We start from the raw sequence: 24698 nt of genomic DNA on the forward strand, positions 1-24698 counted from the left end.
TGCAGCCTGCAACGGCGCGTCGGAAGGCTACCGAAGTAGCCCGGCGCGCCACGGTAGTATTAGGCGCGGCCGTCGTTGAGCACCAGCAGGGGCGTGGGCAGCTTGCCCTGCTGCCGCACCTCCTCGATGAGGCGCAGGTGCTCGAAGCGGCTGCGTCGCAGGCGCACCACGTACAGGAACGCATCGAGGTGCGAGCCCAGCGAATAGGTGTCGGCTACCGTGCCCAGCGGCGCGGTTACGACGATAATGTGGTCGTATTGCTGCCGCAGAGCCGTCAGCAGCTGCGCCACCCGGGGGCTACCGAGCAGGCTGGTGGGCACCGCTACGGCCGGGCCGGCTCCTAGCAAGTCCACATTGGCTCCCAGGCCAGCGGAATGCACCAAGCCTTCGAGGGGCTGGCTGTTGTTTGAGAGGTAGTTGGTCAGGCCGGCAGCGTCGGCTGGCTTATCCAGGTAGCTCGCCACATGCGGCTGGCGTAAGTTGAAGTCGAGCACGACGACCTTCCGGCCAGCTTGCCCCAGGCTGGCGGCCAGGTTCAGGGCAACCAGGGTTTTACCCTCGTCGGCCACGCCCGAGCCAATGCCAATCACCTGGCTGGGTTGCTCGCGCAAATGCAGCAGCAGGTTGCTGCGCAGAAAATGAAAATTCTCGGCTTCCGGGCTTGCGCTGGTGTCGCTCACCACAATGCTCTGGCCCTTGCGCAAGTGCCCAATCTGGCCCACAATAGGCGTGCTGGTGGTGCGCTCCACCGCCGTGCGGTTCTCAACCACGCTGCTCGTTAGCCCCCGCACGCTGATGAACGCGAAAGGCAGTAGCAGGCCGGCCAACAAGGCCAGCGCGTACACAATGGGTTTCGGCGGCTTCACGGGCTCCCGGCTTGCCAAAGAGGGGTCGATAAGCCGGGTATTGGAAGCCGTAGCCGCCACCGAAAGCGCCGATTCTTCCCGCTTCTGCAGCAGGTACTGGTACAGGCTCTGCTTCACGCTCTGCTGCCGGCTGATTTCCAGCAACTCGCGCTCGATGGTAGGCACCTGCCGCACGCTGGACTCGAACTGGCCGGAGCGCGACGCCAGCGTGTTGCGCGTGAGCTCCAGCCCGCGTTTGATGTTGCGCAGGTTCTCCAGAATGTTGCCGCGCAGGTTGGTGAGCTGGTCGTTTAGGTTAATGACCAAAGGGTTGTCGACCCGCGTGGTGCGCAGCATGCGTTCACGCTCCAGCGCCAGCTCGTTAAACTTGCTTATCAAGGCCACCAGCGTCGGGTCCTGCAGGCCTAGGTTGCTTGGCACCAGGTTATACTGCCCGGCCTGCGGCGTGAGGTAGCGACCAAGTGAGGCCAGCACGTCGAGCTGAATGGCAATGTCGGAGAGCTGCTTGTTGTAGCCTTTGGCTTGTTCTTCGTACCCCGCTGCCTCCGAGCTCACGTTGGTCACGCCTTTGCGGCTCTTGTAGTTCTCTACCCGGTGCTCCACACTGGATAACTCGCCCGATAGGTCGCGCAGGCGGTTATCAATAAACTGAACCGTGTTGATGGCCAGGGAATTGTGGTCTTCCTGGTTTTCCAGGTTGTACACCGCAATAAGCTTGGTAACGATGTCCTTGCCTTTTTCCGGCACGGCGTCGAGCAGGGTTATCAGCAATACGTTGGTTTTCTTGTTTACGGGCTCAACGGTCATGTTCCTGCCGTATTCATCGGCCAGGTCACGCAACCGGTGTAGCTTGATGATAATCAGGCTGTCTTTCGGCGACGCTCCCCCGGTGTTGAGGATGGTGAACACCCCGTACGGCTTGGTTACCTCCTGCCCGAACTGGTGCACCGAGCGGCCCGTAGCCTTGTCTTCCAATTCGTAAGTGCTGGAATCTTTTACGAAGATTTTAAGCAGATTTTTGTCGCCGGTTGCGTTGGCAGCGGGGCTTAGCTCGCGCAGAAGCACCCGCAGATGCAAATCCTTGCCGTAGAGCTCCTTGTTCTTCACGCGGCGAGGCACGAAGTAGGTGGCCGTGAGCGAAAGCTCGTTCAGCGTCCGCTGCATTAGTCGGTTCGACTTCAGCGATTCAATTTCATCTTCGATGCTGGCCGTCGAATTGAAAATGTCTAGCTCTTTGAATGCCGGATTGCCCGACAGAAAATTGGAGCTTTTGTCAATGTCGCGGATGAGCAGCTTGCTGGTTATCTCGTACTTAGGCGTGGTATAGCGTAGGAACAGGAAGGCCAGCAACAGGCACGCCAGCACACCGAGCACAAACAGATACCAGTAACGAGTGTAGCGCGAAAAAATTTCGGCGATGTTGATAGTGCCGCTTTGGGACGGCTGAGCGGAGGGCGCTTCAGAATACTGCATAAAGGCGAAGCGCTATTTGCGAGCGTTCCCGAAGAAAATAGCCAGGGCTGTGATGGTTGCGACAAAAATGGGGATGTACCGGTTGACAAGGTTGGTTTGCGAAAGCTTTTCCTTGTTGTCGGGCTCCACGTAGAGGATGTCGTTTTGCTGCAGATAAAAGAACGGCGAGTTGAGTACCTCCTTGTTGTTGAGGTTGATACGGGCTGCGGTCCGAACTCCGTTCTTCTCGCGGATAACCAGCACGTTTTCGCGGCGTCCGTAGGCCGTCATGTCGCCGGCGAGTCCCAGCGCCTCCAGGATGTTGATGCGCTCCGACGAGATAGTGAAGGAAGAAGGCCGATTTACCTCGCCAATAACCGTGACCTTGAAATTGATGAACCGGACATTGACAATGGGGTTTTTGACGTACTTTTTAATCAACGTCGTCATCTTTTCCGTGGCCTCCTCAATGGTCAGGTTCGCCAGTTGCACCTTACCCATTACCGGGAAGTTAATTTCCCCGTTTTTGTCTACCAGATAGCCCTCGTTGACTTTATATAAAGAGCTGGAATTGTTATTGTTAGCTGGCAGAAGCATGCCGCTGTTAAATAAAATATTCGACTCCGGATTCAGGCTGCTCAACGAAATGCTTAGCAGGTCATTCGTCTGTATCTTGGGCTCCGTGCTGTTCTCAATTGGCGTTTGGCTAATAGCGGTGCTTTGCAGGTCGCTGAAATAGACTAGGTTGCGACTGGATTTGCAGGAGCAGGATAAAACAAAAAGAACAAGAAATAAAAAGTGCTTTATACTGGGCATTGGGTAATTAAAAAGGGAATCAGCAAATGTAGTTTTGCTTATTCTACAGAAAAAGGCGTGACTAGAGCAGTTGCAAAGGTAAGGCAGGGCATTTGCCTCGGCAAGAATTCTGGCTAAAAAATAATATTTTCTTGGGGTTAAATAGTGTATAAAGGGGGAGTAAGTGGACTGAAATGGCTCGGTGAAAGTCAATAACTGCTCAGAATAGGCTATTTAGCACTTGGAGCACCCGTCTGGTACCAGTCCCTCCCCAAACTCCGCGCCTCTGATTGGACTAAAGGCGCTAGCCACGCCTCCTGCCCACTGGAGAGTGGAAATGCGAATTAATAATTTAGTAACCTTGACAAGATATTAAGCTGTGAGATACTGGTTGATATTTTAAGGATTTTTTTATTGGTAGCTCGCCTTTATTAAGCTAGTAATACTGCTCAACGCCTCAGCAATAACGGCCTGGGCAGGCGTGGTTACAGCCTATTCCAATTACCTCCGCTTTTGCTTTTAACTGGGATAAGGCTTAACTTGCGGCGTTAATTAGTTGATAAAAAACATTGTTTTGCCGATACATCAGTCGGTAAATACTTATTCTGCAGCGGTCTGGCTTAGCTCGGTAATGCCGCTTCTAGCCGGGTGATTTGCCAGGTGGGTGCAACTGTTTGATTAGCGGCATTAAAGCACTGCTCGGAAGAAGCGTTTAACGCGATGCCCGCGGCGCTCACACTCATTGAAAACCAAGACCATGAAAGTTGTCGCAATTGCGTCGGGCGGGGGCCACTGGATACAGCTACAGCGCATTGTGCCGGCTTTTGCCGGCCATGACGTCAGCTACATCTCCACGCACCCCAGCTTCGCGGCTACCGTGCCCGGGCACGCCTTTTATGCGGTGCCCGATGCCAGCCGGTGGAATAAAGTGAAGCTCTTGAAAGTAGGGTATGAGCTGTTCCGGCTAATCTCAACCATTAAACCGGACGTCATCATCTCGACCGGCGCCGCGCCCGGACTAATGGCCCTGCTGGCTGGCAAGCTGACGGGAGCGCGCACCATCTGGCTCGACAGCATTGCCAACATCGAGAAGATTTCGATGAGCGGGCAGATAGCGTTGCGCTTCGCCGACCGTACCTACACGCAATGGCCCAAACTGGCCACCGACAAAGTTCAGTTTGCCGGCAACGTGTTGTCATAGTTTAAGTTGCACTTCTAATAGCTACCTATCGGCCCTCCTTTACCCTTCTATCATGATTTTTGTAATAACCGGAACGCAGGAGCCTTTTGACCGGATGATTAAGGTGGTCGATGAAGTGGCCGGCATGTTCAACCACATTCCATTCGTGGCCCAGGTTTCGAAGTCGACTTTCGAAGCCGTGCATCTTCAAACCCACGATTTCATTCCGCCGGTTGAGTTCAATAAATACTTTGAGGAGGCTGACTTAATTATCAGCCATGCCGGGATGGGTTGTATTCTGAGTGCGCTGGAGCGGAGCAAACCCATCCTTATTATTCCCCGGCTGGCAAAATATGGCGAGCACCGCAACGACCACCAAGTGGCCGCCGGTGAAGTATTTAAAACCCTACAATACGTGAACGTAGCAGCCGACGAAGTTGAGTTAAAAACCAAGCTGGTAGAGCTTATTACAGCTGGTGCCAAGCCGTTGCACAAGATTGGCCGCCATGCTTCCCACACCCTGCTGGAATCGTTGGGCAGCTTTATTTCCACTAACAAATAAGCCCTATTCCTATCTTTGTTACGAAGTACACAAACTGAATGGGGTAGCAATTCCGTAAGTGGTTGGCTGAATCCGCGGCCGGGCTTTTTCTAGTGTGCAAGCCTGCTGAGCGCAGCTGTTTTGCGCTACGTTCGGCGGCTGCCCGTCTTGAGGAACACCCCGTTTTCGTTGCGGAACGTGCGCTGATACCACGACATGTTCTTGTCACTATGTGATTTTGTTGTTTCGCTTACCGTGCCTGATTTTGTCGCTGGCACACTCACCGAAAGGAATGAGGCAGTTGGTTTTACTGCACTCAACTGACAATAATCGTTCGGCAGGCTCGCGCAGTTGCTTCTGGCGCTGCGACCAGCCGAACAACAGGCTTTATCAGATTGGAAATCGTAACAATTGGGAAGGCCCGCATCAACAACATCACGCAAGCAGAGGCCATTCAGCAGATTGACCGCCTGATTGCACGTGGTGAGCAAGGTTCCGTTGTGACGCCTAATCTGGACCACATTGTGAAGCTGGAAGCGGACGCTGAATTTGCGGAATGCTACTCGAACGCTGCTCTGGTGCTCGTAGACGGAAATCCGCTGCTATGGGCCGCGCGGTTGCTGGGCACCCCGCTTCGGTCGCTGGTTACGGGTTCCGATTTGTTTCCGGCGCTGTGCAAGCACGCCGTGGCCAAGCGCTACCGCCTGTTCTTTTTGGGAGGGCGCGAAGGAGTAGCCGAAAAAGCAGCTGTGCGGTTGGCTGCCAAACACCCGGGCCTAGAGGTGGTGGGTACTTACTGCCCACCCTTTGGCTTCGAAAAGGACGAAGCCGAAAACAGCAAAATCATCGGTTTGATAAACGATGTGCAGCCCCATATCCTGTTTGTGGGCTTGGGGGCTCCAAAACAGGAGAAATGGATTGACCAGAATCTGCGCCGCCTGCAGGCGAACGTGGCCCTAGGCATAGGCGCTTCGTTTGAGTTTGAGGCGGGCACTACCATGCGCGCGCCGCAGTCGGTTCGTCAGATTCGAATGGAATGGTTCTGGCGTTTTACCACCGAACCCCGGCGACTATTTCGCCGCTATTTTATTGATAGTTTCAGCTTCCTGCCCATTATCTGGCGGCAATGGCAGCAGCAGGATAGAATAGAGAAGTAATTGGTTCGTAGCTGATTTCGGTAGGGCAGGAACCGTGTTTTTCGGTGGAATAGTGGTTGCCTGCCTCCGGTTTAGGGAGCAACAGGCCCAGTTGTTCTGCAGTATTCAGCGAAGACGCGGCGTGAGGTCAATTGCCGCATCTCGACAGCAAGAGGCTAAAAAACCAGCGGAGTGGCTTCAGGCAGGGCTATTGGGCTGCGGGCTTTGCCTTACATACCTGTAAACGTTTGCGTAGATAAGCGTTGGTTTCGGGGCGTTATGGCGGGAAGTTTACGGATGTTTTCCGCTTGCCGAAACCATCCCAACCACGCCTTATGAACCGAAGAATTCTGCTGCTGGCCCTGGGCTGCCTGCTCGCCCCAATGGCCCACGCCCAGAAAAGCCTCTATCACAAAGGCTGGGTCGACTTCAACAAAAATGGCCGGCGCGATGTGTACGAAGACGTGACCCAGCCGCTCGAAAAGCGTGTGGACGACCTGCTGGCCCAGATGAACCTGAATGAGAAAACCTGCCAGATGGCCACGCTCTACGGTTTTGGGCGGGTGCTGAAGGACGAGATGCCTACGCCCGGCTGGAAAAACGAAGTCTGGAAGGACGGCATTGCAAATATCGACGAGGAACTGAACGGTGTGCGCAACACCCCGAAAGCCGCCAGTAAATACACTTTCCCTTTCAGCCAGCACGCGGTGGGCATCAACAACGTGCAGCGCTGGTTTGTGGAGGAAACGCGGCTGGGCATCCCGGTTGATTTCACCAACGAAGGCATCCACGGGCTGTGCCACGACCGCGCCACGCCGTTGCCGGCTCCCATCGGCATCGGCAGCAGCTGGAACAAGGCCCTGGTGCGCCGCGCCGGCGAAACCGTGGGGCGCGAGGCCAAGGCCCTGGGATACACCAACGTGTACGTGCCCATTCTGGACCCCGCCCGCGACCCGCGCTGGGGCCGCGTGGTGGAATGCTACGGCGAAGACCCCTTCCTTATCGCGGAGCTGGGCAAGCAGATGACCCTTGGCGTGCAGGGCCAGGGCGTAGCTGCCACGCTCAAGCACTTTGCCGTGTACAGCGTGCCCAAGGGTGGGCGCGACGGCAACGCCCGCACCGACCCGCACGTCGCGCCCCGCGAGCTGCACCAGATATTCCTATACCCATTTCGCCGTGTGATTCAGGAGGCCCACCCCATGGGCGTGATGAGCAGCTACAACGACTGGGACGGCGTGCCCATTACCGGTAGCCACTACTTCCTCACGGAGTTGCTGCGCCAGCAATACGGCTTCGATGGCTACGTGGTGTCCGATAGCCGGGCGGTGGAATTTATCTCCGAAAAGCACCACGTCGCGCCCGATTTTCTGGACGGCACCCGCCAGGCCGTGGAGGCTGGCTTGAACGTGTGGACCAACTTCTACACGCCCGCCACCTACATCAACAATGTGCGCGAGCTGGTGAAAACCGGCCGCCTGGCCCAGGCCACCGTCGATGAGCGAGTGCGCGAGGTGCTGCGCGTGAAATTCCGCCTCGGCCTCTTCGACCAACCTTACGTGCCCAACCCCCAACAGGCCGACAAAACCGTGCACACGCCCACCGACGAGTCCTTCGCCCTTCAAGCCAACCGGGAATCACTGGTGCTGCTGAAAAACGAAAACGCCCGGCTGCCGCTGCAAAAAGGCCAGTTGAAAAACCTGCTTGTGGTAGGACCGATGGCCGATAATCCCGACCCCGCCATCAGCCGCTACGGCCCGGCCAACAACCCCGTTACCACCGTGCTCAAAGGCCTGCAGGTGGCAGCCGGCCCCGGCCTCACGGTGCAGTATGCCAAGGGCTGCGACGTAACCAACCCCGGCTGGCCCGATACCGAGCTGGTGCCCACGCCCCTGAGCGCTGCCGAGCAGCAGGGCATTGCCGAAGCCTTGGCCAAAGCTCAAACCGCCGACGTCATCGTGGCCGTGCTGGGCGAGGACGATAAAACGGTGGGCGAAAGCCTGTCGCGCACTTCGCTGGACCTGCCCGGCCGTCAGCAACTGCTGCTGGAGGCCCTGCACGCCATTGGCAAGCCCGTAGTGCTGGTGCTCATCAACGGCCAGCCGCTCACCATCAACTGGGCGGCGCGCAACGTGCCGGCCATTCTGGAGGCGTGGTTCCCGAGTTCGTCGGGCGGTACGGCCATCGCCGAGGCGCTGTTTGGCGACTACAACCCCGGCGGCAAGCTCCCCATGACCTTCCCCAAAAGCGTGGGCCAGATTGAGTTTAACTTCCCCTTCAAACCCGCTTCCCAGGCTGACCAGCCCATTGGCGGCGACCCCAACGGCGGCGGCAAAACCGCCACCAACGGCCCACTTTATCCCTTCGGATTTGGCCTGAGCTACACCACCTTCACCTACTCCAATCTGCAGATAACGCCCCGCGAAGCTGCTCCCAAAGCCTCCATCGACATAGCGGTGGACGTGGCCAACACCGGCCCGGTAAAGGGCGACGAAGTGGTGCAGCTCTACCTGCGCGACAAGCTCAGCACAGTTATCACTTACGACAGCCAGCTGCGCGGCTTCGAACGCGTGAGCCTGGCTCCCGGCGAGCATAAAACCATCCACTTCACGCTCCGGTCCGACGATTTGGCCCTGCTCGACCGCAACATGAAATGGGTGGTGGAGCCCGGCGAGTTCGAAGTATTGGTAGGCAGCTCTTCAACTGATATTCGGGTGAAAAGTACGTTTGTAAGCAAGCTGGAGTAAGCGGGTCCAGAATGCTTAGGATGAAAAGCAGGCCCAGAACGCTTTGCCTGGCAGCAACGGTGGTTGATAAAAACTAACAGGAATATTCGGATAAAAAAGAATAAATTCGATGCGGACGCGGCTTGTTGGTTCCGTCCGAAACGACTTTTGCCACTGTCCTTCCTGCTATGAAATACCTATTGCTTATCGCTGCTTTGCTGCCGCTGTTTCAACCTGCTTCCGCACAGCAGGCTGCTCCCAAAGCTCCTGCAGCCAAGGCCGCCGCCAGTTCTGCCGCACCTGATGTTGTCTTGCTCGGCGGCAAAATCTTCACCGCCGACCTTGCTAAGCCCTATGCCCAGGCGCTGGCCGTGCGCGGCGATAAAATCGTGGCCGTGGGCAGTACGGCGGCCATCAGCAAGCTGGCAGGGCCTCGCACGCGCCGCATCGAGCTGCGCGGCCGTACGGTGGTGCCGGGCTTCAATGATGCCCACACACACCTACCGGCTGGGCACCCGTTGGGGCACTTCTTCGATTTTCCGCAGGCCCCCATGGTGCCCGGCCCCAGTACGGCGCAGGTGCTCGATACGCTGGCCGCGCTGGCTGGCCGCGTGCCGCCTGGCACTTGGTTGGAAGGCGAAGTGGGCCTGCTGGCGTTGCAGGACCCGCAACTGCGCCGCTCCGACCTCGACCGCGTGGCACCAAAACACCCCGTGCTGCTGCACACGCCCTGGGGGCACGGCAGCGTGGTGAATAGCCTGGCCCTGCAGCGCTTAAGCATAACAGAGGCGACGGCGAACCCATTGGGAGGCACCACCGGCCGGTTGCCCGATGGCGGCGCGCTCACTGGCCAGCTCAATGAGTATGCCGATTGGGCGCCGCGCCGCGTCCTCCACGGCCAGTTGCCCGATTCTGTCTGGACGCAGCTGCTGCGCGGCTACGGCGCGGCTGCCGTGCGCTTCGGCATCACCAGCGTGCAGAGCATGACCGATGCGCTGCCACCCGCCCAAACCCTTCGCGTGGTGCAAGCCGCAGCGCTGCCCATCCGTCAGCGCATCATCCCGTTTCCAATGACGACCTCCTATGGCATCAACCGCCGCGAATGGGCGGCAGTCGATAAAAACCCCAGTCCGCTGGCCCGCGTGGAGGGCGTGAAATACATCCTCGATGCCACGCCATTGGAGGGCGGCGCGCTGATGCGCCGCGCCTATCCGGGCCGCTCCGGCTGGTACGGTAAGCTCAACTTTCCGGTAGATACCGTGCGGCACATGTTGCGCACGGCTCTGCAAAGCTCCCAGCCGCTGATGCTGCACATTTCCGGCGATAGTACGGCTAGTCTGGTGCTGCGCCTCATGCACGAGTTGTCCGACGATGCCACTTGGCGCACCAAGCGTGTCCGTTTCGAGCACGGCGATGGGGTAGGCGCCGACCTGCAAGCCCGGGCCAAAGCGCTGGGCATTGTGGTGGTGCAAAATTCCTCACACTTCATCAACGCCGCAGTCGACCCGCAGCATGGTGCTCCTGCCAACATGCATGCCTCCTTCCGCTCGTTGCTGGAAAGTGGTGTGCCCTTCGCCCTGGGCTCCGACGGCCCGATGAATCCCTTCCTCAACATACTCTTCGCAACTACCCTGGCCGACCCCAAAGAAGCCCTGACCAGAGAGCAAGCTGTGCGCGCTTACACAGCCGGGGCCGCCTTTGCCGAGTTTCAGGAGCAGCAAAAAGGCACCTTAGCGCCCGGCAAGCTGGCCGATTTGGCAGTGCTCTCAAAGGATATTTTCACGGTGCCGCTGCCGGCTTTACCGGGCACAGTGAGCGAGCTAACGATGGTAGGCGGCAAGGTGGTGTACGAGGCGAAAAGGCCATAAGGCCTAACTATGCGTCACCACTATGTATTCTTTATAGCGAGGGGAAATAGTTGAACCGTTGTTAATTAAAGGAGCCCATTGCTAAGCACAATGGGCTCTTTCTGTTTTTAAACATAGACAACTATATCCTCAATCCGCTTACGGTAGTGATACCCATTTTGGCGCAGGGGGAGCAGTTTTAGCTGGCTGTGCTCGATAAAGTACGGCACCACTGCCTTGCCCGGACCATACGTCCATCGTTTCGGTATATGGTCCGGAATATAAAGGAGTCATCTGCTGCGTGTCTAGATGCAACACGCTGAACTCTTTTTTATTACGCATAATAACCGCATTTCCATCGCTAGAAGTGGCGCGAAAGCGGAAAAAACCTCTGTTCTCGGCCAGATAGGCCAACTGCTGTGCAGGAATGTAGGATAATTCTGTAAAGGTGGCAGTGCGTGGTAGCGGTACAACAGAAGTGTGCAAAACGGTGCCTTTCGCATCAAATTTCACCTGCACAAAACCAACCGGCGTTAGCGACGACGTATTGTAGCCATAGCCTACCAATGCGTGCATGGCAATTATCTGGGCCGTGTTGTTGGCAGCTGACGTACTAGCAAACGTTTCTCCTAGTAGAAAATAATTGCCGGAGGGGTCGATGCCTAAATGCTCCCACCGTATTTCCACGTCTTGGGGCGAAACGATGGCGCTGGGCGCTGACTGATTTGCATTCGTATTACTCCACAACTGCCTGCCGTTAGGCAACCGGCGAGTTAGAAATAAATCGCCGGTTTTAACAGAAATTGCCCGTTGCCTGGCCTCCGCAGGCAAGGAGCGACCAGCGTAAACCAGCGAATGGTCGGGTAGTAATAAAGTGCTTTCTACAAAGCGTTTATTGTCAACATCACTTGCGCGCGCTTGGGAAAGCACTCGCCCCGTGCGCGATTCTAGGCACCATATCGTCTGCTCCTGCTCGTGATCAGCACTTATAATCCAGATGCTTTCAGCATCAGATTGGAAATCCACGAGGTAAATAGGACGGTCGGACGAAGCGAACGGAGTCTTCCAGCGAACACGCTGTTGAACATCAAGGCATTCAAGGGTAAAGCTCTTCTCGTTGTTCGCTTGGCTGTATAGCACAAACAACGAGTCGGATGCCATGGGTAGTGGCGGATGAGTGATTAATTTCTGCTTGTAAGCTTCCCGACGGAAGCTCAGAATTTTTCCGGTCGTATCAATTACAGCGGTGAAGGCAGTGTCGTTAAGTTTGCGTCGGAAACGATAGAAAGCCGCCTTGTTATTCAGCGCATGGTCAGTTAGGTGTAAGTCGTAGCCGGCAAGTATCAGCGAGGCTTGTCTTTTCTGGTGCAGGAGCGAATCGAAAACAACATGACGAAGCATTGAAGACTCCTGATTGGGGAGTGGGGATATTTGGTGCACTACTCCTTTACCATCGGGTAAAGTATAAAGCTCTCCATTAGAATAGCTGTGTTTTTGCCGCGTCCATGCGCTCAATGTTTGAGTATAACCAGTGTGATAACTTAGTAGCAGTAAGATTAGGAATAGCCGTACTTGCTTAATCAATTGCTTAGGCATTATAAAAAGCGCTGTTTTAGCGAAGACAAAAGAGTGACAGCTAAATCTGCGCTGGAAGGGTGTGCGTTAGCGACAGATTGCTGTCTGCAAACGCCGGGTACAAGCTCACCAGCACCTTCTCAGGCGTCATCGGGGCCGAGAAGGGGAGGGCCGTGTGGCCCTGAAATGCCCGAACCGCGTCGCGTAGGGCGAAGTAGGTGCCGATGCCGTACATAAGCGGCGGTTCGCCCACGGCTTTGGAGCGCAGAATCGCCTTGGGGTGGCCCGGCGTATCGAGGAAATGCACGTCTAACACTTTGGGTGCAGCGTAGATGTCCGGGATTTTGTAGCTGTTGAGCGAGTTGCTGAGCAGGCGGCCTTCGTCGTTGTAAGCCACTTCCTCCATGGTCATCCAGCCGATGCCCTGTACCGCACCGCCTTCAATCTGGCCGCGGTCGATGACTTCGTTGAAACTCTGGCCGAAATCGTGGGCAATTTGCAGGGCATCCACGGTATAGGTGCCGCGCAGGCAGTCGACCGTTACGGTAGTCAGAGCCGTGCCGTAGACGTGGTAAGCGAAGGGGTGGCCTTGGTTGACGGTAGCATCGAAATGCAGGTCTGGGGTGGCGTAGTGGGCATTTTCGGTGAGGGCCACGCGCTTCCAGAAGGCGGAGGAAACCAGCTTTTCCCAATTGGTTTCGGCCGGAACACCAGCAGCCAGTACTTCTTCGTCGCGGATTTCCAGTCCCTCGTAGTTGAGCGTGTATTCCACTTCGGCATGGCGCAGCAGGCGCTCGCGCAGGGCAGCGCAGGCCATTTCGGTGGCCTTGCCGTTGAGGTCGGCCGTGGCGCTGGCGGCGCTGGGGGAGGTGTTGGCGACGCGCGTCGTGTTGGTAGTTTCGATTTTGATGCGGTTAATCGAAATGCCCAACGTGCGGGCAGCTACCTGCGCGATTTTAGTGTTCACGCCCTGTCCCATTTCCACCGCGCCCGTGCTGATGCCCACCGAACCGTCGGAGTAGATGTGCACCAGCGCCCGCGTCTGGTTCATGGGCGTTTTGGTGAAGCTGATGCCGAAGCAAATGGGCATCACCGCGAAGCCCTTTTTCTTCAGTTTATTGGTCTGATTGAACTGCTCAACTTCGGCCCGAATCCCGGCCAAATCGAACTCCGATGCGGCCGTATCCCAGGCCTGCTCGGCGTGGCACATGTCGGCCGCCTGCCGGTACGAGAACAGGTCGCCCTCGCGCAGCAGGTTCTTTCGCTGAATCTCGTATGCCGGCACGCCCAGTGCTTCGGCCGCTTTGGCAATGGCCGACTCAATCACAAACATGCCCTGCGGGCCCCCAAAGCCCCGGAAAGCCGTATTGGGTGGCAAATTGGTGCGGCACGAAAAGGCCGTAGCCGTTACGTTGGGTACGAAATAGGCGTTGGTGGCGTGGAAGAGTGTCCGCTCCATCACGGCCGGCGAGAGGTCGGCTGCCGCGCCGGCATTTTGGAAGAACGTGACTTCGTAGGCCACGATTTTCAGGTCGGCATCGAAGCCGATTCTGAAATCGGACGAATAGGGGTGGCGCTTGCCGGTCATGCGCATGTCGGCCATGCGGTCGAGCACCAGCTTCACCGGCTTTTTGGTGATGAACGCGCCCAGCGCCGCCAGGGCACCCCAGGGCGTGGCCTGGTCTTCCTTGCCCCCAAAGCCGCCGCCGAGGCGCGTCACGTCCACTTCTACTTGGTGCATGCCCAAGCCCAGCACGTGCGCCGTATGGCGCTGCACGGCGGTGGGACCCTGCGTGGAGGAAATCATGCGCACGCCGCCCATCTCTGTGGGGAAGGCATAAGCGCCCTGCGTTTCAATGTACAAATGCTCCTGCCCGCCGCTCTCGGCTACGCCCTCAAACACCTGCGCGCAAGCTGCCCAGGCCGCTTCCGAGTCACCAATTTTGAAGGTGCGCGGCGGCACAATCAGCTCGCCCTGCGCGGCAGCAACCCGTGGGTCGGTGATGATGGGCAGCGGGTCAATTTCGACGGTAATCAGCTTGAGGGCCGCGTGGGCCTGCGCCTCGGTTCGGGCTAGCACCAGCGCCACCGGCTGCCCTCGAAAATGCACATGCCCGTCCGCCAGCAGCGGCTCATCGGCCACAATGCCGCCAATCTGGTTGATGCCCGGGATATCGGCCGCCGTGAGCACGCGCGCCACACCGGGTGCCGCCAGCGCCGCGCTGAAGTCGAGGCTCTTCAGTACGCCGTGGGCCAGCGGGCTTTCAAACACGGCCGCGTACAGGGTGCCCTGCTGCACGGGCACATCGTCGAGGTACTGCGATTCGCCGCGCACGTGGCGCTGAGGGTCAAGGTGATTCATGGGTTCTAATTCTTTTTGAGAGAACGTCATGCCGAGCGGAGCCGAGGCATCTCGCGTGCTTCGTTGTACGGGCATTGATTACTGCCACACGCGAGATGCCTCGGCTCCGCTCGGCATGACGTTCGGTTCTCTTATCTTATGTCAATTCATCCACTGCCAGCTCCGGTGCAAACTGCAGGAAGTGGGCCCACAGCAGCTGGCGCAGCAACAGCCGCTTGTAATCGGCTGTGCCGCGCACATCAGAAATCGGGCTGATTTCTGCCTGCATCACGGCATTGGCCGCGCTTACGGTTTCGGCTGTCAGTTCGCGACCAATTAGGAACTCGCTAGTGCGCGCCAGATAGAGCGGCACCGGCCCGACGCCGCCAGCCGAAATAGCGGCGGCCTGGATTACGTCATTTTTAACCCGCAGCCAGGCAGCGGAGTTCACGCTGGCGATGTCGAGGTGGGTGCGTTTCGAAACTTTCTCAAAGTGGAAGAAGTCGCCAGCCAGCGGGGCAGGAAAGCTTATTTCGATGACCTGCTCGTCGGCTGCTTTCGCCAGCTTTTTGTAGCCGAGGTACAGGTCGGGCAGAGCCAGCTCGCGGGTCTGGCCGTTGCCATCCTGCAACGTGACGAATGCGCCCAGGGCCAGGAACATGATGGTTAAATCGCCAATGGGCGAGCCGTTGATAAAGTTGCCGGCCACCGTGCCCATGTTGCGAATTGGCGTGCTCGATACCAGTTTCAGATATTGCGGCAGGTTGGGCAGCAGGCCGCGCATAAGCTCCGATTCGAGCAGCTGGCTGGCCGTGGTGGCCGCGCCCAGCACTACCCGGCCGGTGGTTGCTTGGCGGATGCCACGCCGGCCGGGCTGGTCGAACACTAGGCGCACGCCGGGCTGCTCGCGCAGCTCTTCGAGGCGCTGCACCAGCAGGTCGGTACCACCACCCAGTATGGCATGCGTAAATGGCTTACTACCGTCCTGGTGGTCGTGGTCGTTCTGGCTTTGGGCATGCCCGTTAGGCGAGGTTGAAACGTGGGACGCAGCCTTTGCTGCGTCAGCCGTACGCGCAGCCTCCCGACTCCCACCCAAACGCAGTTGCGCGAGCTTCGCCGGAATTTCGGCGAAGTAGCCAGGCACAAACTGCTTCTCGCTGAGCCAGGCCAGGGCCTTTTCAGCCGGGCGCTGTTCCAACTCAGCCGTGAGCTTAGCGGCAGCGCGCTCCAACGATTTGTAGCCGGTGCAACGGCAAATGTTGCCGTCAATGGCCGCGATGGTGCTTTTCTCGGTAGCCGGCTGCGTGCTCAGGCTGTGGCCGGTCAGCGACATTACGAAGCCTACCGTGCAGAAGCCGCACTGCGAGCCGCCCTCGTCCACAATGGCCTTTTGCACGGGCGTAAGCTGGTTGCCGGCCGCGTTGATTCCCTCCACCGTCACGATGTGCTTGCCGTGGGCATTGCCCAGCGGCGTGAGGCAGCTGGTCATGCTCTGGTAATTCACCGTTTGGCCGTCGGCATTCAGCTCGCCTACCAGCACGGTACACGCGCCGCAGTCGCCCTCGCGGCAGCCAATTTTGGTGCCTTTCAGCTGCTCGTGGTAGCGCACAAAATCGAGCAGCGTACTGGCCGGGGCCTCGCTGGTGCGAATAGGCTGGTCGTTGAGGTAAAATTCAATCATCTGGTGGGGTATGCTGCGATTCAAAAAGAACGTCATGCAGAGCGTAGCGAAGCATCTCGCGTGGGATAGTAATTCAATCGTAGAAAAAGGATTGACTAGTGGTAGCACGCGAGATGCTTCGCTGCGCTCTGCATGACGTTCTAATACTCTGTCTTGCCTTCCAGTTCCGTCCAGGCTTTAAAACCGGCCAGGGCTTCGTCGCGCAGCAGCTGTGTCATAGGTAATTTACGGCTTTCCATGGGGCGGTCCAGTTCTTCGTAGATGAACTGGTCGTCGAAGCCGATGGCCGCGGCGTCGGCCTTGGTGTTGCCGTAGAACACCCGGCGCGGGCGGGCCCAGTAAATGGCACCCAGGCACATGGGGCAGGGCTCACAGCTGGTATAAAGGTCGCAGCCGTCGAGCTGAAAAGTGCCCAGCTCCTTGCAGGCCTTGCGGATGGCATCCACTTCAGCGTGGCAGGTGGGGTCGTGGGTGGTGGTAACCTGATTAAAGCCGCGGGCAATGATTTGGCCGTCCTTCACCACTACTGCCCCGAAGGGACCACCAAAGCCGGCCTTCATTTGGTCGATGGACAGGCGAATGGCTTCGCGCATAAATTCGTGGTTGGGAGCTTCCATGGGTGGGGCGGAAAAGGTGAGCGGCAGCAGCTGCGTAAAACTTTAAAAAACGGGCAACAAAGAAAGCCACTGGCCGCCACATTCTGCGCAAACGCTTTCTCAGTCCGCGCCCTGGTGCACACAAAAAAGGGCCGCTTCCGAAGAAGCGGCCCCAAAGCGAAGTCTAAGCGGAGAACAACGCCACTACCCGGCTATTTCATAAGGTTAGGAAGCCGCAGCTGCAAACCAAGCGAGGGGATGACCGTCACGCCCTTCAGCGACACCGAATTGTTGTTGAGCAGGGCAAAGTCGCCGTAGTTCTGGTAGAACAGCGATACAGCCGGCACAAAATACACGTAGCGGTAGCCGATTTTGAGGTTGACGAAGCCCCCAAACGACGAGAAGCTGCGGCTTTGGTCGGGCAGCGAGGGCACCTGCACCGAGCCGTTGTACACCTTGGTGGGCGCGAAGCCATAGGTCATCCAGGTGTGGCCGTAGGCCACGCCGTAGCTGATGGCTCCAATTTCTTCCTCCGTGCCCAGCGAGTTGCTGAAGGTGAGCGGAACCAGGATGTCGTAGCGGGTGGCGTGTAGGTTCAGCACCGAGTTGATGTCGGACAGAAAGGGGAGGCTGGGCAGCTTGGCACGCTGGGACGCAAACTGCAGCCCCACGCTGGCGTAAAGCGTGCCCGATGCGGCCCCAGCCCCGGGGTTCTCGATGGAACCCGTGGGGCCCAGCAACTGGTACTGGGCATCGAACACGTGCGAGCCGAAGGTGTACTTGTAACCGGCGTCGAGGCGCGGAGCAATACCGTAGCGGATGAACAGGTCGGAGGTGGTCTGCACCGGGTCGAGCACGTAGGCCAGGGCAGCGGCCTGCAGCTGGGTGGTCGCTTCGGTGTAGTTCACCTTCTGCTCGTTGGCGGCCTGGCTGGCGGCTTGCTTCACGGCGCTGCTGGCCTGGGCAATGGGGGCGCTGGCAATGTTAAACCCCAGGTTGTAGCCTGCCCGGAACTCGCCCTTGGGCGTGACCTTGCCGGAAGTGATGATGGAGCGCGGAGCAGTGCAGGCGCCGGATAGCAGGGCCGAAGCCAGGAGCAGGGCCGCCCCAGAGCGGCGGAAGGAAGTAGCGAAACGGATTGGCATAGAAAAATGAAAGAATGCGTTGCGGGCCGCTAATCGAAAACCGAGCCGAAATGACGGAACCCGGGCAGCAAAATAGGTGTCTGCAAGGCTTGAATACGGACCTTCGAAAAATAAAGCGGAAAGGCTATGTAACTTTTCCAGCTTTTCGCCTTCAAAGTCCCCGGCTGCTGCCCTCACGCCTCCCTTTCCTTTATGCCGCACTTGCTACTCTGGTTGCTTTCGCTGCTGCCATTCCTGGGTTACGAGCCCGGGCCGGCTCCACGCGCTACGGTGTACGTTTTTCTGGCCGAAACCTGCCCCATTAGCCAGGCGGCTACGCTGCCGCTGCGGGAATTGCACGCCCGGTACGGGGCGCAGCGGGTACGTTTCGTGGGCGTGTTTCCAGCCAAGGAAACTACCGCCGCCGGCCTGGCCACCTTTGCCAAAACCTACCAGCTGGCCTTTCCGCTGCAAGCCGATGCCAGCCACCAGCTTACCCGGCAGCTCCACGCCCGCGTTACGCCCGAAGCCGTGGTGGTGGCCGCCGATGGCCGTACCATTCTGTATCAGGGCCGCCTCGACGATGCCTACGCCGGGCTGGGCCAGCACCGGGCCGTGACGCGCCACCACGAGTTGGCTGAGGCGCTGGCGGCCGTTGCGGCGGGCCAGCCCGTGGCCGTGCCCCGCACCGAGCCGGTGGGCTGCTTTATTGAGTAACTTTGAAAACGATAACCGTCTGGCGAGAAAGCAGATGAACTTTGACTGATTCGCTTCGCCAGTGCAGCTGGAGGCCACCCGTAAACATAACCCATGAAACACCTCTTCTCTTCGCTGCTGGCGTTGCTTGCTTTGAGTACGGCACAACCCGCCGACGCTCAGACCACGCCGCAGTACACCTTCAGCCAGGACATTGCGCCGCTGGTGTACAACCACTGCACCAGCTGCCACCGCACCGGCGAAGTGGCCCCGTTTCCGCTCACCAGCTACGCCGAAGTAGCCAGCCACGCCCAAACCATTAAGTACGTGACGGGCACGCGCTACATGCCGCCGTGGAAGCCCGACCCGCGCTACCGCCACTACCTCGACGAAAATACCCTGACCGACGCAGAAATTGCCAAAATCGCGGCTTGGGTCGATGCCGGCGCGCCGCAGGGCAACCCCGCCCTCACGCCGCCGGTGCCCACCTACCCCAGCGGCTCGCAGCTGGGCACCCCCGATTTGGTGATTCCGATGGCCAAGGCCTTCACGCACCAGGGCAATGGCCAGGACATGTACCGCATTTTCGTGCTGCCCGTGACCCTGCCCGCCGACCGCGACATCGCAGCCATCGAATTCCGGCCCGGCAACAAGCGCATTGTGCACCACAGCATCATTGCCCTCGATACCACCCAGCGGGCCCAGGCCCTCGACGCGGCCGACCCCGGCTACGGCTATACCCAGTTTGGCGGCTTCGGCTTCGAACCCTTGGAGGGCGTGTACGGAGCCTGGGTACCGGGCATGCAGCCGCGCTTCTTCGCGTCGGGCATGGGCAAGAAGCTTTACCGCCGGGCCTCACTGCTGGTGCAGGTGCACTACGGCCCCAACTTCGTCACGCAGAAAGACTCGTCGGTGGTGAACATTTTCTTCGCCCGCCAGCCGGTCACCCGCTACGTGCAGACGCTGCCGGTCATTTCGCCGCAGGTACTCACCAACGGCCCGTTCGTGATTCCGGCCAACCAGACCAAAACCTTCCACGCCCAGCTCACCGTGCCCTTCGATGTGACGATGCTGAGCGTAGCGCCCCACGCGCACCTGCTGAGCAAGGCCTGGAAAGTAGCCGTGGTAAAGCCCAATGGCGATACCATTCGACTGATAAAAATTGGTGACTGGGACTTCCGCTGGCAGGGTACGTTCCGCTTTTCTAACTTGATAAAAGTGCCGGCCGGCTCGCGGCTCATCGCCGATGCCACCTACGATAACACCGCCCAAAACCCGCGCAACCCCAGCAGCCCACCGCGCGTCACTACCTGGGGCGAAAGCACCCTCGATGAGATGCTGCTCACCTATTTCGAGTTGCTGCCCTACCGCCCCGGCGACGAAAACATTGTGCTGAGCACGGCCCCGGGCCAGGCTACCATGCCCGGCACCGTGCAAGTGTCGCTGTACCCAAACCCTGCCAGCGGAGCCACCGCGCTCAATTTTCAGCAGGAGCGGCCCGGGCCCATTACGGTGTCTATTCTCGATGGCACGGGCCGGCTGGTGCGCACGCTGGTGCGCGAGAAGCTGTACCCGGCCGGGCCGCAGCACCTCCCCCTGCCGCTGGCGGGCCTCAGCGCCGGCGTGTACCTCGTGCGCCTGGACTCGGAAGAAGGCACCCGCACCGAAAAGCTGGTGGTGACAGACGGGCACTAGCAGGACAGCTGGAGCAGCTTACAAGGAACGTCCTGCCTCGGCTGTGCCCGGCAGGACGTTCCTTGTAAGCTGTTGCTCCCAATCTGCCGTTGCGCATCTTTGCTCCCATGAAAATTCTATATGGAGTGCCCGGCGAGGGCCTGGGCCACGCTACGCGCAGCAAAGTCGTTATTGGCCACCTGCTGGCCCAGGGCCACGACGTACGCGTAGTGAGCAGTAGCCGCGCCTACACCATGCTGGCCGCGGCATTCGGTAAGCAGCGCGTACTCGAAATACGGGGCTTTCACTTGGCTTACGACGGCCTAGCCGTGAGCAAGCTGCGCACGGCGGTGCTCACGCTGCGCACTGCCCCGGAGGATTTACGCGTGAATTTTGCGCGCTACCGCGATTTGCTCGGCGACTTCGCGCCCGACGTGGTGATTTCCGATTTCGAGTCGTTCAGCTACCTGTTTGCCAAGCTGCACCGGCTGTCAGTTGTCAGCATTGATAACATGCAGATTATCAGCCGGGCGAAGCTGAACGTGGCGGTGCCCCGCGATGAGCGCGGCAACTACCAGCTGGCCAAAAACATTGTGCGGGCCAAGCTGCCGCGTAGCCGCCACTACTTCATTACCACGTTCTTCAGCCTGCCCCTGGCCAAGGACGACACCACGCTGGTGCCGCCCATTATCCGGCCCGAGATTGTGGCCGCCGCCCCCACCAAGGGCTCGCACGTGCTGGTGTACCAATCGGCCACTACTCAGCAAAACTTGGTGCCGCTGCTCCAGCAACTGCCCGACCAGGAGTTCCGTGTGTACGGCTTCAACAAGCAGGAAAGCCACGGCAACGTGCAGCTGTGCGCGTTTTCGGAGGCTGGCTTTATCGCCGACTTGGCCAGCGCCCGGGCCGTGGTCACCAACGGCGGCTTCTCGCTGATTTCGGAGGCCGTGTTTCTGCACAAACCCATTTGCGCCATTCCCATTCCGGCCCAGTTCGAGCAGTGGCTGAATGCCGCCGAGGTGCAGCAAATGGGGTTCGGCCGCCATTTCGATGCCATTACGGCCGATAACCTGCGGGCCTTTCTCTATGGCCTGCCAAACCACGAGGCTGCGCTGGCCGGTTACCAGCAAGAGGGCAACGAGGTGCTGTTTGCCTACCTCGATGAGCAGCTGCGCGAAATTCGGGAGGAGTTGCCGGTGGAAAGCGTGCCGCAATCCGACGCGTGGGGAGGCGAATAGGGGAGGAGCCCGGTTGCTGGTGCCATTTTTTCGTAGTGCCGAAATCCCCGCAAGTCGCGCGGGTCATCATTCCAGTCTCTATGCCCATTCGTACCCGTTTTAGCTGGGCGCTGCTGCTGCTGTTGGCGGCCTGCGCCCGCACCCCGCAGCCCAGTGCCAGCGGCCCGGCCAACAAATACCAGGATGCCACCATGCGGCAAATCGGCACGGCTCAGGACGAGCGCAACGCGGCTGCCCTGCTGCCCTGGCTTAGCAATGGCAACCCCATTTACCGCCGCGAAGCCGCCCTGGCCCTGGCCTCGGTCCAGGCCCCAACGGCTGTGCCTGCCTTGCTGCCCCTTCTGCGCGATGCGGAGCCCAGTGTACGCCGCGCCGCAGCCTATGCCCTGGGCCAGACCGGCGACAGCACCGCCGTGGACAGCCTGCGCGTGCGCGTGCTGAAGGAAAACGACGACGTGGTGCGCCGCTACGTGCACGAGGCCCTGGGCCGCACCGTTACGCGGCATTCCCTGCCCGAGCTCTGGCGCGTCGAAACCCTGAACGACACCGCCCGCGCTGCGGCGCTGGCCTGGGGCATGAGTCGCGCCGCCCTGCGCGGCCTCACCTCGCCCGAAAGCATACGGCGCACCGTGCTGCTGCTGAATGAGCCCAAAATGCCCGCCCGCGGCCGGCTGGCCGCGGTGGTGGGCCTCTCGCGCACCCGGGGCTTCGACGCTGACTTGCAACGCCTGGCCGAAGGCACCTTGCTGCGCATTGCCCAGAAAGACCGCAGCTATGCCGTGCGCGCGGCGGCGGCCAGCACCCTGGGCCGAATCGCAGCCCTCGCCGATAAAGCCCCGGTGCCCGTGCCAGTTACGACCGCTGAAGAACCTCCCGTTGCTCCGACGCCGGCGGCAACTGCTGCTTTGCCCCCAGCTGCTTCGCCGCCAGCCGTTAACCCGGCCGCATTGCTGGCCCGGCTGGCTACTAAAGACGCGGATTATCGCGTGCGACTAAGTGCCATTCGGGCGCTGCCGTTTGGAGCCGAAGCGTACCCTGCCAGCCGCGCGGCCGTATTCGAAGCGTTGCGCCGCGACCGGGCTTCGGTAGCTCTCACGGCAGCCGAGTGGTTGCTGGCGCATGCCCGGGGCGAGGCTGGCCCTTCGCTGGCCGCCCTGGCCGATGGCAACAAGCAGGCCTCGATACGGGTGCGAGCTGCGTTGTTGCGCGCGGCCGTCCGACACGCAAGCGCCGCGGCCCGGCCCAGCTTGATAGAAACCATCGAGAAGCGCTACCCGGTGGCGGGCTCGGTGTACGAGAAGGGCTTTTTGTTGGAAGCGCTGAGCGAAGACCCGGCCGCGTTCGACTTTGTGCGCGGCGAAGCGTTTGCCACGGGGCAGTCGCCGGTAGTAGCGGGCTACGCGCTTACTTCGCTGCTGACCATGCGCCGGCTGGCCGATTTTCCGGCGGCCCGCCAAGCCGACTTTGCTGCTGCTATGCGTCAGGGCCTGGCCGGGGGCGACGTGGCCCAGCTGGGTACCGCTGCCGAGGCGCTGGCCGATGCCAAGCTTTACCCCGAAGCTCAGGCGGCCGACCTGGCTGCCCTGCGCGCAGCCCAGGCCAAACTGCAGCTGCCCACCGAAATCGAGGCCTGGCAGCAACTCCAAGGGGCCCTCGACAAGCTGACCAAAGCCCCCAAGCCCACGCCTTCGCCCCTGGCTACGGCCGCCCAGCACCCCATCGACTGGGCCGTGGTGCAGGCCGTGCCGCTGGGCCAGCAGGTGCGGCTGCGCACCAACAAAGGCATTATTCTGCTCGAGCTGAAGCCCAACGAAGCGCCCGGTGCGGTGGCCAGCTTTGTCACGCTCATCAACCAGAAGTTTTACGACAAGCTGTATTTCCACCGCGTGGTGCCCAACTTCGTGGCGCAGGGCGGCGACCCGCGCGGCGATGGCAACGGCAGCGTGGCCTACAACCTGCGCTCCGAGTTCGGTGACCTGCACTACGAGGAAGGCAGCGTAGGCCTGGCCTCGGCTGGCAAGGACACTGAGAGCTGCCAGTTCTTCATCACCCACACGCCTACGCCGCACCTCGACGGCCGCTACCCCATCTTTGCCCAGGTGGTAGGCGGGATGGATGTGGTACACAAGCTCGACATCGGGGACCAGATTCTGAGCATAGAATTGGTGACTCGCTAAGTGCTGGTCGGGAATTGCGTCGGGCGGTTACTTTTACGGCTGACCGTTGCCTGCTTGCGTGAGCATTTCGCCAACTGAAAATCGCCAGATTATTCGGGAAATTGACGCCCAGCCAGGTCATCAGTAAATACTGCTTTTCCTGCTGCAGTTTTTCTACTTGTTTTCCTCATACATGAACCAGCTCTCTTCCTACGCCCAGCAGCTCCAGACCCTGGCCGTACTTTACCTGCCCCGCGTACTGATGGCTGGCCTGGCCCTAATAGTAGGCTGGTGGCTGATTAGCCGCGCCAGCCAGCTGCTGGGTAAGGCTACGGCCCGCCTCGACGTATCGCTGAGCTCATTTCTGCGCAGCTTGGTCAACATCGTGCTCAAGGTGCTGCTGCTCGTTTCGGTAGCCGGCATGATAGGCTTCGAAACCACTTCGTTCGTTGCCATTCTGGGGGCAGCCGGGCTGGCGGTAGGCCTAGCTTTGCAGGGCACCCTGGCCAATTTCGCCGGCGGCGTGCTCATCCTCGTGTTCAAGCCGTACGTGGTGGGCGATACCATTGAGGCGCAGGGCAAAAGCGGCGAGGTCAGCGAAATCCAGATTTTCAATACCATCCTCATCACGCTGCAGGGCGACACCGTAATTCTGCCCAACGGAGCTACCTCGAACAACGTCATCGTGAACAAAACAGCCCAGAACAAAGCGCTGGTTGACATTGCCGCCGAGCTTGAAAGCACCTCGGACCTAACGGCACTGCGCGAATGGGCCCTGCCACTACTGGCCGCCGATGCCGATGTGATGCCCGCGCCTGCCCCGCAGGTTGTTGTAACGGCGCTGCGGCCGGGCAGCTTAGCGGTATCGTTCCGGGCCTATACCCTGGCCGGGCGCAATGGCCCGGCGCAGGCCCGTCTCACCGAAGCGTTGCAGCTGGCCTTGGCCCGGAACGGCGTGCGCGGGCCAGTGCCGGTGTCGCACAGCTACGTGCGCCAGCTCCCGGAGTAGCGAAGTCCGATTGCGGGCGGGTTACGTAGCTAACGTTTAGTTAGCTCGGGCGTTAGCGGCCAGATGCT

The 24698-nt window shown here is 59.5% G+C and carries 17 protein-coding genes; 10 read left to right on the top strand and 7 right to left on the bottom strand.

Annotated elements, in window-relative coordinates:
* Positions 1-59 precede the first annotated feature (59 nt).
* Both ABD837_RS05835 and ABD837_RS05840 read right to left on the bottom strand, forming a co-directional pair.
* The gene (locus ABD837_RS05835; protein ID WP_345051474.1) at positions 60-2339 is read right to left on the bottom strand and encodes a GumC family protein; all 2280 of its coding nucleotides are present in this window, start codon (positions 2337-2339) and stop codon (positions 60-62) included.
* Positions 2340-2351: 12 nt separating this feature from the next.
* Entirely contained in the window at positions 2352-3044 is a 693-nt protein-coding gene (locus ABD837_RS05840; RefSeq protein ID WP_345051982.1) for a polysaccharide biosynthesis/export family protein, read from the bottom strand.
* Positions 3045-3870: 826 nt separating this feature from the next.
* Here ABD837_RS05840 and ABD837_RS05845 point away from each other — a divergent pair.
* The 5 genes from ABD837_RS05845 to ABD837_RS05865 all read left to right on the top strand — a co-directional run bounded on the left by ABD837_RS05845 (position 3871) and on the right by ABD837_RS05865 (position 10561).
* A complete protein-coding gene (locus tag ABD837_RS05845; RefSeq protein WP_345051477.1) occupies positions 3871-4314 on the top strand; it encodes a glycosyltransferase in 444 nt (147 codons plus the stop codon).
* Between the two features lie 52 nt (positions 4315-4366).
* Positions 4367-4855, top strand: a complete 489-nt coding sequence (locus ABD837_RS05850; RefSeq protein ID WP_345051479.1) for a glycosyltransferase — start codon at positions 4367-4369, stop codon at positions 4853-4855.
* Between the two features lie 374 nt (positions 4856-5229).
* On the top strand, positions 5230-5991 hold the full coding sequence (locus ABD837_RS05855) for a WecB/TagA/CpsF family glycosyltransferase (protein ID WP_345051482.1): 762 nt from the start codon (positions 5230-5232) through the stop codon (positions 5989-5991).
* A 314-nt stretch (positions 5992-6305) separates the two neighbouring features.
* Positions 6306-8714 carry a glycoside hydrolase family 3 N-terminal domain-containing protein gene (locus ABD837_RS05860; protein ID WP_345051484.1) on the top strand — a complete coding sequence of 803 codons (2409 nt, stop codon included), beginning with the start codon at positions 6306-6308 and terminating at the stop codon, positions 8712-8714.
* A 167-nt stretch (positions 8715-8881) separates the two neighbouring features.
* The gene (locus ABD837_RS05865) at positions 8882-10561 is read left to right on the top strand and encodes an amidohydrolase (RefSeq protein ID WP_345051486.1); all 1680 of its coding nucleotides are present in this window, start codon (positions 8882-8884) and stop codon (positions 10559-10561) included.
* Between the two features lie 138 nt (positions 10562-10699).
* On the opposite strand, the gene ABD837_RS05870 is transcribed toward ABD837_RS05865, so the two are convergent.
* The 5 genes from ABD837_RS05870 to ABD837_RS05890 all read right to left on the bottom strand — a co-directional run bounded on the left by ABD837_RS05870 (position 10700) and on the right by ABD837_RS05890 (position 17878).
* A complete protein-coding gene (locus ABD837_RS05870; protein WP_345051488.1) occupies positions 10700-12136 on the bottom strand; it encodes a hypothetical protein in 1437 nt (478 codons plus the stop codon).
* A gap of 40 nt (positions 12137-12176) precedes the next feature.
* A complete protein-coding gene (locus ABD837_RS05875; RefSeq protein WP_345051491.1) occupies positions 12177-14477 on the bottom strand; it encodes a xanthine dehydrogenase molybdopterin binding subunit in 2301 nt (766 codons plus the stop codon).
* 136 nt (positions 14478-14613) lie between these two features.
* Complete coding sequence (locus ABD837_RS05880; RefSeq protein ID WP_345051493.1) at positions 14614-16137, bottom strand: FAD binding domain-containing protein; 1524 nt, start codon at positions 16135-16137, stop codon at positions 14614-14616.
* A gap of 140 nt (positions 16138-16277) precedes the next feature.
* Positions 16278-16754 carry a nucleoside deaminase gene (locus ABD837_RS05885; protein ID WP_345051495.1) on the bottom strand — a complete coding sequence of 159 codons (477 nt, stop codon included), beginning with the start codon at positions 16752-16754 and terminating at the stop codon, positions 16278-16280.
* 191 nt (positions 16755-16945) lie between these two features.
* Entirely contained in the window at positions 16946-17878 is a 933-nt protein-coding gene (locus tag ABD837_RS05890; protein WP_345051497.1) for a hypothetical protein, read from the bottom strand.
* A 192-nt stretch (positions 17879-18070) separates the two neighbouring features.
* Here ABD837_RS05890 and ABD837_RS05895 point away from each other — a divergent pair, with 192 nt between their 5' ends.
* The 5 genes from ABD837_RS05895 (at position 18071) to ABD837_RS05915 (ending at position 24630) form a co-directional block, all read left to right on the top strand.
* Positions 18071-18574, top strand: a complete 504-nt coding sequence (locus ABD837_RS05895) for a redoxin domain-containing protein (protein ID WP_345051500.1) — start codon at positions 18071-18073, stop codon at positions 18572-18574.
* 93 nt (positions 18575-18667) lie between these two features.
* Positions 18668-20248 carry a T9SS type A sorting domain-containing protein gene (locus ABD837_RS05900; RefSeq protein WP_345051502.1) on the top strand — a complete coding sequence of 527 codons (1581 nt, stop codon included), beginning with the start codon at positions 18668-18670 and terminating at the stop codon, positions 20246-20248.
* 107 nt (positions 20249-20355) lie between these two features.
* Complete coding sequence (locus ABD837_RS05905) at positions 20356-21465, top strand: glycosyltransferase family protein (RefSeq protein ID WP_345051504.1); 1110 nt, start codon at positions 20356-20358, stop codon at positions 21463-21465.
* Positions 21466-21545: 80 nt separating this feature from the next.
* The gene (locus ABD837_RS05910) at positions 21546-23642 is read left to right on the top strand and encodes a peptidylprolyl isomerase (protein WP_345051506.1); all 2097 of its coding nucleotides are present in this window, start codon (positions 21546-21548) and stop codon (positions 23640-23642) included.
* A 172-nt stretch (positions 23643-23814) separates the two neighbouring features.
* Positions 23815-24630, top strand: coding sequence for a mechanosensitive ion channel family protein (locus ABD837_RS05915; RefSeq protein ID WP_345051508.1), 816 nt, complete (start codon positions 23815-23817; stop codon positions 24628-24630).
* The last annotated feature ends 68 nt before the right edge of the window (positions 24631-24698 follow it).

Origin of the sequence: Hymenobacter glaciei (genome assembly GCF_039539585.1) — a bacterium.
Lineage (GTDB): Bacteria > Bacteroidota > Bacteroidia > Cytophagales > Hymenobacteraceae > Hymenobacter > Hymenobacter glaciei.

Coding starts and splice junctions, on each gene's coding strand:
- ABD837_RS05835 (WP_345051474.1), bottom strand. CDS start 2,339: ATGCAGTATTCTGAAGCGCCCTCCGCTCAGCCGTCCCAAAGCGGCACT.
- ABD837_RS05845 (WP_345051477.1), top strand. CDS start 3,871: ATGAAAGTTGTCGCAATTGCGTCGGGCGGGGGCCACTGGATACAGCTA.
- ABD837_RS05850 (WP_345051479.1), top strand. CDS start 4,367: ATGATTTTTGTAATAACCGGAACGCAGGAGCCTTTTGACCGGATGATT.
- ABD837_RS05860 (WP_345051484.1), top strand. CDS start 6,306: ATGAACCGAAGAATTCTGCTGCTGGCCCTGGGCTGCCTGCTCGCCCCA.
- ABD837_RS05865 (WP_345051486.1), top strand. CDS start 8,882: ATGAAATACCTATTGCTTATCGCTGCTTTGCTGCCGCTGTTTCAACCT.
- ABD837_RS05870 (WP_345051488.1), bottom strand. CDS start 12,136: ATGCCTAAGCAATTGATTAAGCAAGTACGGCTATTCCTAATCTTACTG.
- ABD837_RS05875 (WP_345051491.1), bottom strand. CDS start 14,477: ATGAATCACCTTGACCCTCAGCGCCACGTGCGCGGCGAATCGCAGTAC.
- ABD837_RS05880 (WP_345051493.1), bottom strand. CDS start 16,137: ATGATTGAATTTTACCTCAACGACCAGCCTATTCGCACCAGCGAGGCC.
- ABD837_RS05885 (WP_345051495.1), bottom strand. CDS start 16,754: ATGGAAGCTCCCAACCACGAATTTATGCGCGAAGCCATTCGCCTGTCC.
- ABD837_RS05890 (WP_345051497.1), bottom strand. CDS start 17,878: ATGCCAATCCGTTTCGCTACTTCCTTCCGCCGCTCTGGGGCGGCCCTG.
- ABD837_RS05895 (WP_345051500.1), top strand. CDS start 18,071: ATGCCGCACTTGCTACTCTGGTTGCTTTCGCTGCTGCCATTCCTGGGT.
- ABD837_RS05900 (WP_345051502.1), top strand. CDS start 18,668: ATGAAACACCTCTTCTCTTCGCTGCTGGCGTTGCTTGCTTTGAGTACG.
- ABD837_RS05905 (WP_345051504.1), top strand. CDS start 20,356: ATGAAAATTCTATATGGAGTGCCCGGCGAGGGCCTGGGCCACGCTACG.
- ABD837_RS05910 (WP_345051506.1), top strand. CDS start 21,546: ATGCCCATTCGTACCCGTTTTAGCTGGGCGCTGCTGCTGCTGTTGGCG.
- ABD837_RS05915 (WP_345051508.1), top strand. CDS start 23,815: ATGAACCAGCTCTCTTCCTACGCCCAGCAGCTCCAGACCCTGGCCGTA.